At 40.6% G+C, this 15,117-nt stretch carries 15 protein-coding genes; 13 read left to right on the top strand and 2 right to left on the bottom strand.

What is annotated here, in order from left to right; genetic code table 11:
- Nucleotides 1–25 precede the first annotated feature (25 nt).
- Genes L4C32_RS18150 through L4C32_RS18135 form a run of 4 tightly spaced genes read left to right on the top strand, consistent with a single transcriptional unit; the run spans nucleotide 26 to nucleotide 8,022 of the window.
- Nucleotides 26–1,543 carry an N-6 DNA methylase gene (locus tag L4C32_RS18150; protein WP_428198308.1) on the top strand — a complete coding sequence of 506 codons (1,518 nt, stop codon included), beginning with the start codon at nucleotides 26–28 and terminating at the stop codon, nucleotides 1,541–1,543.
- Nucleotides 1,543–3,198, top strand: coding sequence for a restriction endonuclease subunit S (locus L4C32_RS18145; protein ID WP_428198307.1), 1,656 nt, complete (start codon nucleotides 1,543–1,545; stop codon nucleotides 3,196–3,198). The genes L4C32_RS18150 and L4C32_RS18145 overlap by 1 nt, the downstream gene beginning before the upstream one ends.
- A 2-nt stretch (nucleotides 3,199–3,200) precedes the next feature.
- The gene (locus L4C32_RS18140) at nucleotides 3,201–5,399 is read left to right on the top strand and encodes an McrB family protein (protein WP_428198306.1); all 2,199 of its coding nucleotides are present in this window, start codon (nucleotides 3,201–3,203) and stop codon (nucleotides 5,397–5,399) included.
- Between the two features lie 7 nt (nucleotides 5,400–5,406).
- Nucleotides 5,407–8,022, top strand: coding sequence for a DUF2357 domain-containing protein (locus L4C32_RS18135; protein WP_428198305.1), 2,616 nt, complete (start codon nucleotides 5,407–5,409; stop codon nucleotides 8,020–8,022).
- Nucleotides 8,023–8,083: 61 nt separating this feature from the next.
- Here L4C32_RS18135 and L4C32_RS18130 read toward each other — a convergent pair whose 3' ends face one another.
- Entirely contained in the window at nucleotides 8,084–9,043 is a 960-nt protein-coding gene (locus L4C32_RS18130) for a nuclease-related domain-containing protein (protein ID WP_428198304.1), read from the bottom strand.
- 264 nt (nucleotides 9,044–9,307) lie between these two features.
- Between L4C32_RS18130 and L4C32_RS18125 the strand changes: the two genes are divergently transcribed.
- The 9 genes from L4C32_RS18125 (at nucleotide 9,308) to L4C32_RS18085 (ending at nucleotide 14,331) form a co-directional block, all read left to right on the top strand.
- Nucleotides 9,308–9,676 carry a VOC family protein gene (locus L4C32_RS18125; RefSeq protein ID WP_428198303.1) on the top strand — a complete coding sequence of 123 codons (369 nt, stop codon included), beginning with the start codon at nucleotides 9,308–9,310 and terminating at the stop codon, nucleotides 9,674–9,676.
- Between the two features lie 62 nt (nucleotides 9,677–9,738).
- Entirely contained in the window at nucleotides 9,739–10,143 is a 405-nt protein-coding gene (locus tag L4C32_RS18120) for an MAPEG family protein (RefSeq protein ID WP_428198302.1), read from the top strand.
- A 117-nt stretch (nucleotides 10,144–10,260) separates the two neighbouring features.
- Complete coding sequence (locus tag L4C32_RS18115) at nucleotides 10,261–10,734, top strand: DUF1203 domain-containing protein (RefSeq protein ID WP_428198301.1); 474 nt, start codon at nucleotides 10,261–10,263, stop codon at nucleotides 10,732–10,734.
- Between the two features lie 390 nt (nucleotides 10,735–11,124).
- Nucleotides 11,125–11,793: a DUF1826 domain-containing protein gene (locus L4C32_RS18110; protein WP_428198300.1), complete on the top strand. Its 669-nt coding sequence runs from the start codon at nucleotides 11,125–11,127 to the stop codon at nucleotides 11,791–11,793.
- 81 nt (nucleotides 11,794–11,874) lie between these two features.
- Nucleotides 11,875–12,435 carry an LbetaH domain-containing protein gene (locus L4C32_RS18105; RefSeq protein ID WP_428198299.1) on the top strand — a complete coding sequence of 187 codons (561 nt, stop codon included), beginning with the start codon at nucleotides 11,875–11,877 and terminating at the stop codon, nucleotides 12,433–12,435.
- Nucleotides 12,425–13,477, top strand: a complete 1,053-nt coding sequence (locus L4C32_RS18100) for a CobW family GTP-binding protein (protein ID WP_428198298.1) — start codon at nucleotides 12,425–12,427, stop codon at nucleotides 13,475–13,477. The genes L4C32_RS18105 and L4C32_RS18100 overlap by 11 nt, the downstream gene beginning before the upstream one ends.
- Nucleotides 13,464–13,598, top strand: a complete 135-nt coding sequence (locus tag L4C32_RS18095) for a hypothetical protein (RefSeq protein WP_428198297.1) — start codon at nucleotides 13,464–13,466, stop codon at nucleotides 13,596–13,598. The genes L4C32_RS18100 and L4C32_RS18095 overlap by 14 nt, the downstream gene beginning before the upstream one ends.
- Nucleotides 13,599–13,961: an efflux RND transporter periplasmic adaptor subunit gene (locus L4C32_RS18090; protein WP_428198296.1), complete on the top strand. Its 363-nt coding sequence runs from the start codon at nucleotides 13,599–13,601 to the stop codon at nucleotides 13,959–13,961.
- A gap of 1 nt (nucleotide 13,962) precedes the next feature.
- On the top strand, nucleotides 13,963–14,331 hold the full coding sequence (locus L4C32_RS18085) for a hypothetical protein (RefSeq protein WP_428198295.1): 369 nt from the start codon (nucleotides 13,963–13,965) through the stop codon (nucleotides 14,329–14,331).
- 31 nt (nucleotides 14,332–14,362) lie between these two features.
- Here the strand turns inward: L4C32_RS18085 and L4C32_RS18080 are convergent, their stop codons facing one another.
- Nucleotides 14,363–15,061, bottom strand: coding sequence for a Crp/Fnr family transcriptional regulator (locus tag L4C32_RS18080; RefSeq protein ID WP_428198294.1), 699 nt, complete (start codon nucleotides 15,059–15,061; stop codon nucleotides 14,363–14,365).
- Nucleotides 15,062–15,117: the final 56 nt, after the last annotated feature.

Here is a 15,117-nt window from a genome sequence, read left to right as displayed (position 1 = left end):
TTCAGATATTTATAAGTATTCAATCATGTCTATCAGTTCAGCAATCAAATCCATTCAAGACATCATGCGTAAAGATGCCGGTATCGACGGCGATGCGCAGCGCCTTGGGCAAATGTCTTGGTTACTTTTTCTTAAAGTATTTGACGCTCAAGAAGAAGAGTTAGAGCTTGAGATGGATGATTATCGTGAACCGATCCCTGAGCAGTTTCTGTGGCGTAACTGGGCGCAAAATGCAGAAGGTATGACGGGTGAAGAGCTGCTTGATTTTGTTAATGATGAGTTGTTTCCCAAGTTAAAAAATTTAGTGGCTCCAATTGATTTCAATCCTCGTGGGTTTGTGGTCAAAGCAGCATTCAGTGATGCATTTAACTACATGAAAAACGGCACACTGCTTCGCCAAGTGATCAATAAACTGAATGAAATTGATTTTACTAACTCTTCAGAGCGTCATCTGTTCGGTGACATCTACGAACAAATCCTAAAAGATCTGCAAAGTGCGGGCAACTCGGGCGAGTTTTATACACCTCGTGCCATTACCAAGTTCATCGTAAAAGTGACCGACCCAAAACTGGGTGAGTCTATTATGGACCCTGCATGTGGTACAGGCGGTTTCTTAGCGTGTTCGTTTGATCATGTAAAAGAGAACTACGTGAATACGTCGGTTGATCATGACACGCTGCAAAAGCAAATTCATGGTGTTGAGAAAAAACAGCTGCCGCACTTGTTATGCACTACCAACATGATGTTGCACGGCATTGAAGTACCTGTTCAAGTGAGACATGGCAACACACTGAATAAACCGCTTTCAAGTTGGGACGATGAGATTGACGTTATTGTAACCAATCCTCCGTTTGGTGGCACAGAAGAAGACGGCATTGAAAAGAATTTTCCTTCAGAGATGCAAACCCGCGAAACCGCCGACCTGTTCCTACAGCTGATCATCGAAGTGTTAGCGGCGCCTGTTAATGGACAACAAGGTGGCCGTGCTGCTGTCGTATTACCGGATGGAACATTATTTGGTGAAGGCGTAAAAACCAAAATCAAAAAGATGCTGACTGAAGAGTGTAACCTGCACACCATCGTGCGCCTACCTAATGGGGTGTTTAACCCATACACAGGCATCAAAACTAACATCTTGTTCTTCACCAAAGGCAAGCCAACCAAAGATGTATGGTTCTACGAGCATCCATACCCAGAAGGCGTGAAGAACTACAATAAAACCAAACCCATGAAGTTTGAAGAGTTCCAAACTGAGCTAGATTGGTGGGGCAATGAAGAAGATGGTTTTGCTAGCCGTGTTGAGAACAATCAAGCATGGAAAGTGCCAATCAGCGAGATCATTGAGCGTAACTTTAACCTTGATATCAAAAACCCATATCAAAGTGAAGTGATCAGCCACGATCCAAACGAGCTATTAGAGAACTACCAACAGCAGCAGCAAGAGATCTCACAGCTACGAAATCAGCTGAAAGGTATTTTGGGTGATGCACTGAAATCATCGGTGAATGCCAATGTTGAAGTAAATACAGATGAGAGTAAGTAATGAGTGCAGAACAAACCTCTATGAACCAGTTGATCACTGACAATATCGACACTTGGACTTCAACAGTCAAAACCAAGTCCGCCGCTGGCCGTGGCAGCAGCAAAAAGCGTGAACTCTATGGCGTAAAGAAACTGCGTGAGCTGATCTTGGAATTAGCCGTGCGCGGTAAGTTAGTACCCCAAGACCCAACGGATGAACCTGCTTCGGTATTGCTTGAACGAATTGCGGCAGAGAAAGCGCAGTTGGTGAAAGACAAAATAATCTCTCGTACAAAAGCACTTCCTGCATTATTGGATGGAGATATCCCTAATGACTTACCTAAGGGGTGGTCTATGGTTCGATTGGGAAATTTGACCTCTAAGCTTGGTTCTGGCAGTACTCCTAGGGGAGGTAAAAATGTTTATACCACAGAAGGCATACCATTTTTACGCTCGCAGAATGTACGAAATGAAGGAATTAAACTGGATGATATAGCCTACATACCAGTGGAAGTTCATCAAAAGATGGATAAAACGAAAGTGATCCCGAGTGATGTTCTATTAAACATCACAGGAGCGTCGCTTGGTCGTTCAACAGTATTTCCGGAAAGCTTGGTTGAAGCTAACGTTAGTCAACACGTTACGATTATTCGTCTGATAGAACGCCAGATGAGTCAATTTGTACATTTAGGGATTTTATCTCCAATGGTGCAACGACTTGTTTGGGGACGACAAGTGGGAATGGCGATTGAAGGACTGAGTAAAAAAGTTCTAGAGATGTTCGAATTTCCGGTTCCACCATTAAAAGAACAACACCGCATCGTCGCTAAAGTCGATGAACTTATGTCACTCTGCGACCAACTAGAACAACAAACTGAAGCCAGCATTGAAGCACATCAGGTATTGGTAACTACGCTTTTAGACACGCTAACCAACTCTGCTGATGCTGACGAGCTAATGCAAAACTGGGCACGAATCAGTGAGCACTTCGATACCCTGTTCACCACCGAAGCGAGCATCGACCAGCTAAAACAAGCCATCCTGCAACTGGCTGTAATGGGAAAGCTTATACCATTTGGTGAAACAAAAGAGACAACTCTGAAGTCAATTTTGACTTTTGGTCCACGAAACGGATTCTCACCTAAAGAGGTGCCATCTGAAACAAACGTGAAGGTTCTTAAGCTTGGAGCTACATCATATGGTGAACTCAATGTGGAACAGTCGAAGTTTGTAGATGTGGATGTATCAGATAAGCCACATTTATATCTAACAAAGGGGGATATCTTGATTCAACGTGGCAACTCCGCAAATTTTGTTGGTTCTAACGTATTGATACAAGAAAGCTACAGTAGTCTTATTTACCCAGATTTAATGATGAAGTTACGCGTCAATGAAGAGATATTGCCGAAATATGCATCGCTTGTACTCTCTTCTAAGCAATCACGTGAGCATATGTGGCGTCAAATGACAGGAACATCAGGAACGATGCCAAAAATTAGTAAAAAGGTTGTAGAGGGCGTTCCTGTGTTTTTTCCAGTTGACCTTGTTCGTCAGAAACTCGTTATTGACAAATATGATGAACAAATAGATATTTGCGACCAACTAAAAAGTCGCTTAAAAGAGTCTCAAACAACTCAGCTACACCTTACTGACGCTATTGTTGAGCAGGCGGTGTAATTATGGCTGATGTGGGTACAGTATATAGTCTAAATGTTATTAAGGATTTAACTGATGATGAGCTATACCAAAAGCTCTATGAAAGTTGGGGAATAACGGATCGTAAAATTGATGTTTGGGGAGAGTTGAACATCAATGAATCAGGCAGTTGGGCGGGACTTCGTAATGCGAAAACGCTCAATGGTAACCAAAACATAGAGTACCCATTGGCCGGATCGCATGAATTGCAATCAGGTGTATTTTTAAGCCCTGTGGTTGCGCAAGTGATACTTGGTAATGACAAAAGAGGATTAGTCGCTTGTGAGTTAACATTAGCGTCTACCGCGCAAAGGCTCAGAAAAAATAACCCTTTCTTATTAGCCGTTAAAGACCAAACGGTTGAACGTTTAACCTACTTGCCAGGTGCATTATCTAGCACAGAGCGGCAAGCAATCATAGATGATGAAGATAAAACACTCATACGTAAGGTAATCTATGATGCGGAAGTTGAGAGTGTTAAGGATAAAGTCGCTTTAGAAATAGGTGCTTTAGAACAGGCATTGGAAGAAAAACAACAAGACATTACGAAAAAATCAGAAGGCCTGGATGATTTACATGAAGACAAACAGCAGAAAGTTAACAAATCCGAAGTAGCGCTTAAACGCTTAACTAAGAAAAACGAGAAACTAAATAGCGACAATGACCAGATAAGCCAGAGCATTAAAGACAATAAAGCAAAATTAGAAGTAATCATCGAAAAGAACCAAAAAATAGAGGAAAACATGGCCAGAAAAATAGAAAAGCTTACCAATTTTATCGAAGAAAAAGCTGTGTTTCTAAAGACTTTTGAGTTCATTGATGAAGAAGATTTTGATAGTTTTATTCATAAAGTAGATAAAAGTCGTGATACGTCTAAGTTACTTAGCTTTAATGATGCGTTAAATGCGGATTATAAGCAGGCGGTATCCTATATTCAGGCATATTTAGAAGCTCAGGATATTTTGTACCCTCGGCATATCATTGAGAACTACCTTACATTGGTACGCTCAAATGATTTGATTATTCTCGCAGGGGATTCAGGCTCAGGTAAAACCAACTTGGTAAACTCATTTGCTGAAGCCGTAGGCGGTGTATCTAAAATTATTCCCGTTAAACCTAACTGGACCAGCTCAGAAGATTTACTGGGTTATTACAATCCACTAGAAAGAAAATACCTCGCAACGCCGTTCTTAGAAGCCTTAATAGAGGCACAACAAAATCCAGAGGTGCCTTATTTTATCTGTTTAGATGAGATGAACTTGGCAAGGGTTGAGTACTACTTTGCTGATTTCTTATCCAAACTTGAAGAGCGTAAAGAGCAACCTATCATTGAACTCTATTCAGATGATGAAGCTTCCCATGTTTTATCTGAGTTAAAAGGGGTTAATGCAGTTATTACTGCAGCGCAAGAAAAGTATTCGAAAGGCGGTATCACGGATTTTGTGGGTTTGATGACAGATGAGGATGTGAACGCTGAAATCAAGCGCGCATTTGGTTTTAGCGAAAAAGAGTCGCTGATCAAGTACCATGGCGAAATCAGACGAATGTTAGGCGGGATAATAAATACCCCCTCATCAATAACGATACCTGCTAATGTACGGATTATTGGTGCTGTGAACATCGATGAAACTACTCATTATTTATCTCCAAAAATTCTTGACCGTGCTCATATCATGAAATTTAAAAGCCCACTATTGAGTGATTGGGATAGTATTCTTGCAGAAGTAGAATCATATGGATTTACAGATGTTGCAAAGCCACTGTTGTTTACCATTGATGAATTAGGCGTGAGAGCACCTTATCCCAAATATGATGGCAAGAATAAATTTTGTGCATTATTCAAAGAATACAACAGTGAATATTTTCACCCACTAGGGGTCGAGTTTGGCATGCGAACCATTAGGCAAGGTTTGAACTATTTAGCACTGTTTAGTGAAGTTAATGACGATGAAACCCAAGCAATCAATAATTTCATCATTCACAAAGTACTGCCTAAATTTACTTTTGATGGGGATAAAAAATCTGGCGAGATGAACAAGTTAGAAAGGGTTGCTCAGGTTTTTCATCCTAATCTTGAGAAATTACTTAGAGGTATTGATGGCGAATTTTCGGCGCATATTGCCCTTCGTGAAATTATCGACAATGCTGAAAGTAATGACAGTATTGTGAATTATTGGGCCTAATTAACTCATGTCGGCATATGATTTTGAAATTAGGTACATTGAAGCTCAATGGTATGATAAGCATACACTAATCAATTTAGTTGAATCGATTCATCCGTTAAAAATTGAACAGGGAGAGGTTTTAAATTCATTTAAAGCCTACACGACTATTTATCCAAAGATCGATGAGATGGATAAGTGTAATTTTGCCATTCACTTTAATGTCGAACCTGAGGCTCCCCCCTATATTCTCTCGCCTAACGGTACACAAACGCCTTTAATGAAGGTTATCAATCCACATACACAAAAAATATGGTGGACGGAAGGGACTGTATGGCTAAAAAAATATAAACGGTGGGGAACACAAGCATTTCGTACTGCAGGTACGATAACAATTATTTCTGGCGAGAAGACTTTTGAAGTTTATATTGGCTTATCTGATGATAGTGAACAGGCGCTAAATCGATATTTAGCAAGTTTTAAAGATGATCTTTGGGAGTTGATTTTAGATGATAATAGCTATGTAGGTGGCAAAGTTAAGAGGGCTAACTCTGGAGGAATAGATGAGTCAGTTTTGAAGCTCATATCTAATTTACTAGCCCACGCTAAATTAATTGTAAGTAAACCCAAAGCAGAGCTTCGTGAAATACAAAGTTTAAAGGATCGTAAACAAGTTAAACCTGTTCCTAGAACTTTTATGGAGTTATCAACCAAAGGGAACGCAAAAAAACTGACAAGTCGTGGGACGGAGCCCTCGTATAATGTACCTGAAAATAAATATATTCATTACGTGATATCCAGCACCTATAAGCTTATTAAGCAGTTAGTGCAGATATCTTCCAGCAAAGGCTCACGTTATCAAGGCAATATCGAACAACTAAATAAACGCTTGGATGCACTTAAAGATCAAAGAGCTATTAATAAAGATCTGGTTTATAAGGACTTACGTGTTCTGGAAGATTTGTGTGATGAACATAAGCTTAGTGATGAATTAAATCAGAAACTGGACCAAACAAAAGCGGTCGAATTTCAAGATAAAATATATATTTACTACATTAAGGTAACAGGTAAAGTAAAAGATGTGGAAAAGACTTATTTTGTTGAGTATAAATATTATGAAAATCAGTGGTGGAGTGATAGAAACGCTGATCAAGCAACAAAATTTTTCAATATATCTTCGGTTTCACACCTTGATTTAAAGGTAGGTTTTGAGTACCAAATAAATGCGGCAGTTGTTCATAATCAAGGTGTTGGTAATAATGGTAAATCTTACGAACGGTTTAATGTTCAATATGTCAATTTGATAAGAATTCTTCCAACATCTGAGCAATTAAAGAGGAATCGAAAAAAGTTAATTAATTACCAAATAGACATTGAAGAACTTAAAAAATCRAATTGGGTTCGAGCATTAAATAGAAAAGAATTAGATGAACAACAAAAAGAACGAAAATCCATTGTAAGTAGAATTCACTTTTTTGAGACTGCGCTGGAGAATGCCGATGTTGTTCTGAAGTCGTTAGAGCCCAAAATTAAGGCGTTTAAGACGATCGAGAAAGCTTTTAAAAAATTAGGGATTAAGACCTCTAGCTCATTTCCAAACTCAATGACTTTTGTTCAGAACCAAGATTATCAATATGCTCATACGAGTTATCGAAAAATAAGAGAGCAGATAGGACTAGCAGATGATGATTTATTGCTTTCATTAGAGAAAATTGATTCTATTGGATTAATAAATATGCCGATTCTTTATGAACGATGGTGTTTATTGCAGATTACGAAGTCGTTACTTTTCCATTTTAACTTTACATCTGATAGTGGTTGGAAACGTAAGCTAATCAAAATGATACAGGAACCTCAAGCGAAAGAATCATTGAGGTTTAGACAGATAAATACTCGTCGAGGGATAAAGCTTGAATATGAGCCTTTGCTTGATAATGGACGAGCGCCTGACTTTATGATTAGAGTAGGTACAAGGAGGAAAAATAATGAATTGCAGTACAAGAATCTTGTAATAGATGCTAAATACCATAACTCAGAATTCCTTGCGTCTGAAGGTGGTATTGCTGGCGTAGTATATGAGATGGCACATACTCGTAACTATAGTGAAAATGGACAGAATTCAGTATATATTATTCATCCAACTTTAGATGCCATAACAGCCGCCGGTGGTCCTATCTCGCCACAAGCGTGGGCCGAGACAAGTTACCTCGGAGAGCTAAAATTATTTGATTGGGATACACCGAGAAACATACATCAGTATGGGGCTATATCTGCAAATCCTTCAAAATCTATTCGGTATTTGGATGACTTTAATAGAATAATTGGGATGTTCCTTCAGTACAGTATCGAAAAATCCTACCAGTGTGACGATGATGATGATGTGGATGCAATTAATTTTTGTATAGCTTGTGGTTCTTCTGATTTAACAGAGCTCACAATCCCTCAACGTCAATATAATGGTCGAAAGGTAAATGAAAAAAAGCATTGGTATCTCTGTAAGAGCTGCTCACATCATACAACTTATAACCACTGTCATAACTGTAAGACTCGACTAATTAAGAATGGGGAGTACTGGACATACCATTCAATGATGCCAATGCAACCTACTAATATCAAATGTCCATCTTGTGAAGAACCGGTTTAGCTATAAAAACAGTTAATAGGCTCAATTATGTTTCAACCAACTGGGACAGACACCCTACGCGTTACTGAAATAGCACTTGGGTGTCTTCACCACACTTACATGAAATCGTATAAGTATTCTTTCTCTTTCGGACTTTTGCACCGCTAGCATCGCAGGAGTAGCAGTTAATCCGCAGTGCAGTATTCACCTTGCACTCAGGGCAATACACATAGTATCCGTATTTACCGTATCTCGGCTCTGTCTCTATGCTTTGGCACTGCTTACAACCAAATCCATGTCTAACACTAGGTTTAGTTGTCTCCTTGGGTATATCGGTGGTAGTGGAAAAAAGGGTGTGTCCAACGCCTCCAACCTCTGCTTTGTCATTTTTTGGGGAGCTTGTAGCAGACGGGATATGTTGGTCAATGAGAAAGTGGACTATGCGATAAAGCTCATCACGATTAAAGTTAGGGTTTGCATTTAGAATGACTCCCGAACGATGCTGTTTAATTAGCTTGTTAACGGCGCTAGCAATCGATTCAGACTTTGTGAGCTGTTTTGATATGCTTTTAGGCGCGGAGTCACGATCAATGAGCGCATCATTTGAAGCCGCACATAACTGGTCCCAACAACGTCCGCCAAAATATGCCTGTATAAAGGTGATTTTTTCTAATAATGACTTTGAATTCTCATTTAATAGTGCTTTTAGGAGCTTGCTTTGCAGTTTAGCTTGCTCGATTGGAGAGGGCATACCTGTCCATTTGCCCCTGACCGTTCTACTCCACTCTAATTGGTTATTGATTTTGACCTCACCACGAATGGATTTTGACTCAATGACAATAAAGCCTTTGTTGTAGATAACAAGATGATCTATTTGAGCGGTTTCATTTTTAAACTGTATCCGCAGATCATTAATAATGAACACATCACCCGATTCTGCAAACTCTCTGCGTAAATAGAATGCAACATCTTGTTCAACTTTAGCGCCTGCTTTTTGTTGAACACTTGTTTCTGATTTTGAGTCTCTATCTTTTGCAATCATTTCGTCTTCCTAAGGCTTTGGATTGTGAAGCCATAAAATGCAGAAAAACCATAATTGGTTGAGTATGAATTATGCACATAAACAATAATAGAAAGGAAATCATTAAGTTAAATATGCGGATCAGCACTGAATAGTGCTGAGTAGGTTAATGAAATAAGAAACACTATCTTGGTAAATCCCTGTAGGGGGACTTGCCTTTCCTCTAAATATCATCAGTGATAAGCTGAAACTCCCTTCTTCACTATAGTACTAAAGGAGTAGCAGATGAATGAACATGGTAAATTGAATTATGTTGAGTTTGGAGCCAAAGATTTAGCGGCTACCAAAGCGTTTTTTAGCGCGGCGTTTGATTGGTCATTTGTTGATTATGGTCCTGACTATGCCGCATTTTCTAATCAAGGCTTAGATGGTGGCTTCTTTAAGGATGATCGCTGTAGCTTAACGTCGACAGGGGGAGCTCTGCTCATTTTTTACAGTAAAGATATTGTCGCTACGGAGGAAAAAGTGGTTGCCAGTGGTGGCACAGTGGTTCGTTCCATATTCGATTTTCCTGGCGGTTGTCGTTTTCATTTTGTCGAGCCGAGTGGTAATGAGTTTGCGGTGTGGTCGGAAGATGGCAGCGCAGAGAATTGAGTCTTAGTTCTTTGTTGTCACTGTTCATCGTACAATTATTTAATCATTAAAGGAGAGAGAAAATGGAATTTATTGAACCCTATAAATTAACGGTTCTGATTTTAGGGTTATCAGGCGTTATGTTTTGGCTGCAGTTAGTGGTGACTGATGTGGTTGGAATTGCCACAAAACATACCCCTGGTTACAGTATTGAGCAAAATCATGATCGTTTTCTATTTCGTTCTGGTCGAGTATTTGCGAACAGTAATGAAACTGTCGGTATTCTGATTTTATTTGTTCTGTTTGCCATCTTATCTTCAGCAAATCCGACATGGCTGAATGGTCTTTCACTCGCCTATCTAGCTGGACGAGTAGGGCATATGATCTGTTATTACGCTAACCTCAAAACGCTTCGAAGTGTCTCTTTTGTCATCAGTTTTATCAGTTTACTCGGCATGTTTGTTGTAGGGTTACTTGGCTGGTTGTAGCTTTTTTATGTTACGTTCAGCTTGCGATAAATTGGGTGTCCAGTTTTCGGTTGTCGTTGTAATGGGTTACTAGGTACATTGCCCACTCAATGATTAGTGACTCAGGGAAAGACTCAAATGGCATATAAAGTATTAACAATAGACTCAGACTTTTTGAAGAAAGTGAGAGACCTTGGTATTGACGATCTGGACCAACCCGTTGAGTATTTAACGGCTGAAGGCGGCGAACCCTGCCGAGATGTGTTGCGTAGAGCCGAAAAAGGGGAGAAGCTGATTTTGGCTAGCTACTGCCCTTTTAAACAAGCAGGGCCTTATCGAGAGTATGGCCCCGTATTCGTGTTATTACATCCAGAGAGTAGTGAGTATGATGCTAGCAAGTTACCCCTACCAACAGGATCGAGCACCGATTACTTAGCCAGTTGCTTTGTAGTAAAAGCATACTGCGGTAATGAACGCATTGTGGATGCCAAGCTTTCGAGTCCTGAAGCGATGATCGCTGATCTTGATGCTTTCTTTAGCGCTAGCGCGGTAGAGTTTGTCATCGTAAGGTTCGCCGCGTACGGCTGTTACAGTTTTCGCGTGCAGCGCTGATTACTTACAATGGCTAACTATAGTGGTTGGAACGGTTGTTTGTGGCATCTTTGCTATGTTTTTACATGGCGACTTAATCGGTATTCCCCTAACGAGTTAATGCTATCTGTCTAAAAACGATTTACGTTCAATATGCACTTTTATTCGTCCTTTATGAGATCCCTGATTTTCAAGAGCTAAACATTTATTATTGCAGTGCGATAACTGCGACCAAAATGAATCATAATTACGGCTAAACTGATTACCCCTTGTATAACGACCTACTCAATAATAATTATTGTCAATATAATGTGTTATGTTATAACATAACGCATTGGAATTGGTGTCGTGCAATCTGCTTTTATATATCGCTGTGCCGATGTAGCAACAGAACAATAATAAGGTAAATGTATGACCGTAAAGGCTGCTTTTGAAGCGAATTGGGTTGATCTGGAAAAGTCACTGCCAATAGCCGAACAACCGAGTGTATTGACAGGAATCTATCAACCCAAAAGTAATATTGCTGTATGGCAGCGTTCGCTATCAGTCGATCTGACGCAAAGTATCCAGGAAATGCTTCAAGGAGGTCTTCATTTGGCTTTGGTGAAGAGCGTCACACCCCATAATGCTGCAGAGTTAATCCGAGATAAGTTATCTGGGTATGCTTGTGCTGATGCGCTCGGTCAAGATGTCGCCATGTTAGTAGACATGTTCTGTTGTCTATTTGATTTGCGAGAAGCTGGGCTACGATTAACGTCATTAGATAACGCCATGTGCCCTAAATTTCATGTTGATCAGGTGCCGTGTCGTCTGGTGACAACCTATGTAGGTTCGGCGACACAGTGGGTGGAAAATGATCATGTAGATCGTTGCAAACTAGGGGTAAATAGTGCCGGTCAGTTAGATCATCTGTCAGGTTTGTTAAAGACTGATACGGCTATAAATCAGATGGAGCAAGGTGACGTCGCTCTGTTGAAAGGCACTGGCTGGGAAGGTAACGAACAAACGGGATTGGTGCATCGTTCTCCAGAAATAACAGCCTGCAACCGACGGTTACTATTAACGTTGGACTTGATGTAGTTAGGGTCGGCAATGCGAGTCGGGTTTGACCGACCGTCTTAGCTCTGTGCTGCACTACCCATCAAATTAAGAGAGATCAATATGTTAAGACGAAACCCAAATGGCCACATGCCTTCAGTGTCTGAAGCGGCATTCATTGACCCTACCGCCATTATTTGTGGCAAAGTGATCATTGAAGAGAACGTATTTATTGGCCCTTATGTTGTCATTCGTGCTGATGAAGTCAACGAACAAGGTGAGATGGAATCCATTGTTATTAAGCGAGATACTAATATTCAAGATGGAGTAGTCATTCACTCAAAAGCGGGGGCAGCAGTCACTATTGGTGAGCGTTCATCCATTGCCCACCGCTCTATCATCCATGGTCCGTGTGAAGTTAGTAGCGACGTGTTTATAGGCTTCAATTCTGTAGTGTTTAACGCGGTCATTGGTAAACACTGTGTGATTCGCCATAACTGTGTGATTGATGGACTGGATTTGCCGGAGAATTTCCATGTTCCGCCGATGACAAATATTGGTGAGGGTTTTGATTTGAGCCGTATTTCGACAGTACCACCAAAGTACTCGGCATTTTCGGAGTCAGTGGTTTCGGCCAATCACACCCTTGTTAAAGGCTATAAGAGAATTGCTAATGAACTTTGACAATCAGCCTATTATCGGTGTGCCTACTAATATCATCACCGGTTTTCTCGGGGCAGGAAAAACCTCTGCGATTCTTCAACTGATGGCAAAGAAACCAAAAGGTGAACGTTGGGCTGTGTTGGTGAATGAATTTGGTGAAATTGGTATTGATGGCAGTTTGTTTCAGGGCCAGCAAAATAAAAAACAGCACGTATTTATCCGGGAAGTACCAGGTGGGTGCATGTGCTGTGCGGCAGGTTTACCGATGCAAATTGCCCTTAATCAACTGTTGTCGGAAGCCAAACCTGACCGTTTGTTTATCGAACCAACAGGCTTAGGACACCCAAAAGAGGTGTTGCAAGTGTTGTCGTCTGAGCATTATCGTAAAGTGATCTCACTGCAAAAGAACATCACGTTAGTGGATGCGCGTAAGCTATCAGATACACGCTACACGAGTCACGAGACATTCAATCAGCAAATCGAGATTGCGGATACCGTGGTTGGCAATAAGTTAGACCTCTACCAGGATGGAGATAGAGAAAGACTCGAAGCGTATGTTTTGGACGTTGGTCGTCCAAACACCAAGGTGATATTCACACAATATGGCGATCTTTCTTTTGATGAGTTTGAGGGGAAAACGAGCGTACATGAACCTCCTCATCACCATCATCACAGTGCTGGCAAGCGACTTGCTTCTGAACTACCGATGCCAGAAAGCGGTATGCTAAAGGCAACGAATACTGGGGAAGGATTTGACAGTATTGGTTGGCGTTTTTCACCAGATAAGCACTTCGAACGTCAGGATTTACTCGACTTTCTCATAGGGTTGAAAGTCGAGAGAATGAAAGCAGTATTCATTACCCCAGATGGAATCTTTGGTTATAACTTGACCGAAGACGGGTTAACTGAAGTGGAATTGGATGAATGTGTTGAGAGTCGTATCGAGATTATTTCGGACTCTATTGATACGGTACTAGAGAGTCAACTGCTCGAGTGTATGGTAAACAACAGGTTCACAGACCCTTCGTTCTGCGTTAGAGACATCAGCCTTGAATACGGTTAAGGCTAGATTGGAGTTTGCCACTCGAAAAGTAGAACGTAATACTGATTTGTTTAAGAAAAACCTGATCTCAGATAATGAACAAGATGAGATGTTGACGGAGCTTCGCTTAGCCGCGTTTTAATTGAAAGAAGCGCGAGTTCGACTCGGGCTAAGAGAGACCCGCAGTCCCATATCTGGCGTTGTTGTTGAGCGTATTAAAGATCCCGGTGAATTTGTGGATGAGACGCCATTTCTTCGTGTTGTCAGCTTAAATCCTATTCATGCGGAAGTCGTATTACCTGCGGAACTTTATGGTACGGTCAAAAAAGGAGAGACCGTCAGCTTCGTCACTCTAGGGTCGACACAGCAGCACAAAGGCAAAATTATTATTATTGATCCAATTATCGATGCGGCAAGTAATACCTTTGCTATCACCATCTCACTTAACAATAAAGCGGGCACTTTATCGGCGTGGCTTCGTTGCCAAGCCAACTTTGGAGAGTAAAGTGGAATATATGATGTATCTTGCGGCTGGAATATTGGTGTGCGTGGCCTTCGTTCACTCTTACTTTGGTGAGCGATATATGCTAATGAGGTTGTTTAAACGAGATAACCTCCCTACGCTTTTTGGCAGTGATGATTTTACAATAAAGACCCTTCGTTTTGCATGGCATGTTACCTCAATTGCTTGGTTAGGCTTTGCTGGAATTATCGTGTCATTGGCGCAACCCGAACTCAACAAATCCGTTTTGCTGAACATTATAGCAGTGACGTTTGGCATCCACTTCTTAATTGCGCTGTTGGGCTCTAAAGGTAAACATCTCTCTTGGGTTGTTTTCTTATTGATCAGTTTTCTTGTTTATAATAGTGTCTAAATAGGACCAGTATTTCTAACATTGCATCAATTTATTCTTGCAAAATGACATTCAATGGATTGAAAATATCTGGTGTAAGGTCAACCGATTCACACAGTGCAGGTATATTAATCAAAGTGATATGGTTGCCTGACTCTTCAATATAATGGTCACTTTTGAGTTTTTTGATGGCTCTAGATAGTGTCTCTGGTGTCATTCCAAGCTGAGTAGCCAGCAACCTCTTGGTAACAGGAAGAGATACTTTTCCCTCCTTCTTTAGCTGTTTACGATATATTTCCGCCAGTTTCATGACCAATCGTTGGTTAGCATTTACCTGCGTCAATATGTTAAGCGTGTTCATCAAATGGTGAATATGATTAGACATATAATTCATCACCTTTAGCGAGGTCTGCGCTGAGTGAGTAAATACGTCTAATACGTCTTTATAATAAAATTCTGATAATTCGGTATCTTGATCCGCTTTAGCACTCAGCGGGTAAGTTCTGGGTTCCATAAACATCGCCATTTCCGCAATCAATTCTCCAGACATAAAGACCTTAAAGAGTTTTTCATCACCATTTGGCATTAGCCGAAACAAAGAAACCTTACCTTTGTCAACCAAGTACATATGTTTTGCACTTTCTCCACGAGTAAACAGTTGTTGTCCGTTTTGACACTGAACTTTTTTACGCTTTGCGAATAGACGCGTTTTTTCATCATCATCGAGAAGTGAAATAATGGATGCTGGCACTTCATGTCCTTAGCTTGACAATAATCAAGCACTGTATCAATGTGAAAGAGTTAAGA

Source organism: Aliivibrio kagoshimensis (genome assembly GCF_050337105.1).
Classification (GTDB): domain Bacteria; phylum Pseudomonadota; class Gammaproteobacteria; order Enterobacterales; family Vibrionaceae; genus Aliivibrio_A; species Aliivibrio_A kagoshimensis.
This window is presented reverse-complemented; position numbering and strand designations above follow the sequence as displayed.

Excerpts from the sequence above, each read along its gene's own strand:
- L4C32_RS18150 (WP_428198308.1), top strand. The coding sequence starts at position 26 with ATGTCTATCAGTTCAGCAATCAAATCCATTCAAGACATCATGCGTAAA.
- L4C32_RS18145 (WP_428198307.1), top strand. The coding sequence starts at position 1,543 with ATGAGTGCAGAACAAACCTCTATGAACCAGTTGATCACTGACAATATC.
- L4C32_RS18140 (WP_428198306.1), top strand. The coding sequence starts at position 3,201 with ATGGCTGATGTGGGTACAGTATATAGTCTAAATGTTATTAAGGATTTA.
- L4C32_RS18130 (WP_428198304.1), bottom strand. The coding sequence starts at position 9,043 with ATGATTGCAAAAGATAGAGACTCAAAATCAGAAACAAGTGTTCAACAA.
- L4C32_RS18125 (WP_428198303.1), top strand. The coding sequence starts at position 9,308 with ATGAATGAACATGGTAAATTGAATTATGTTGAGTTTGGAGCCAAAGAT.
- L4C32_RS18120 (WP_428198302.1), top strand. The coding sequence starts at position 9,739 with ATGGAATTTATTGAACCCTATAAATTAACGGTTCTGATTTTAGGGTTA.
- L4C32_RS18115 (WP_428198301.1), top strand. The coding sequence starts at position 10,261 with ATGGCATATAAAGTATTAACAATAGACTCAGACTTTTTGAAGAAAGTG.
- L4C32_RS18110 (WP_428198300.1), top strand. The coding sequence starts at position 11,125 with ATGACCGTAAAGGCTGCTTTTGAAGCGAATTGGGTTGATCTGGAAAAG.
- L4C32_RS18105 (WP_428198299.1), top strand. The coding sequence starts at position 11,875 with ATGTTAAGACGAAACCCAAATGGCCACATGCCTTCAGTGTCTGAAGCG.
- L4C32_RS18100 (WP_428198298.1), top strand. The coding sequence starts at position 12,425 with ATGAACTTTGACAATCAGCCTATTATCGGTGTGCCTACTAATATCATC.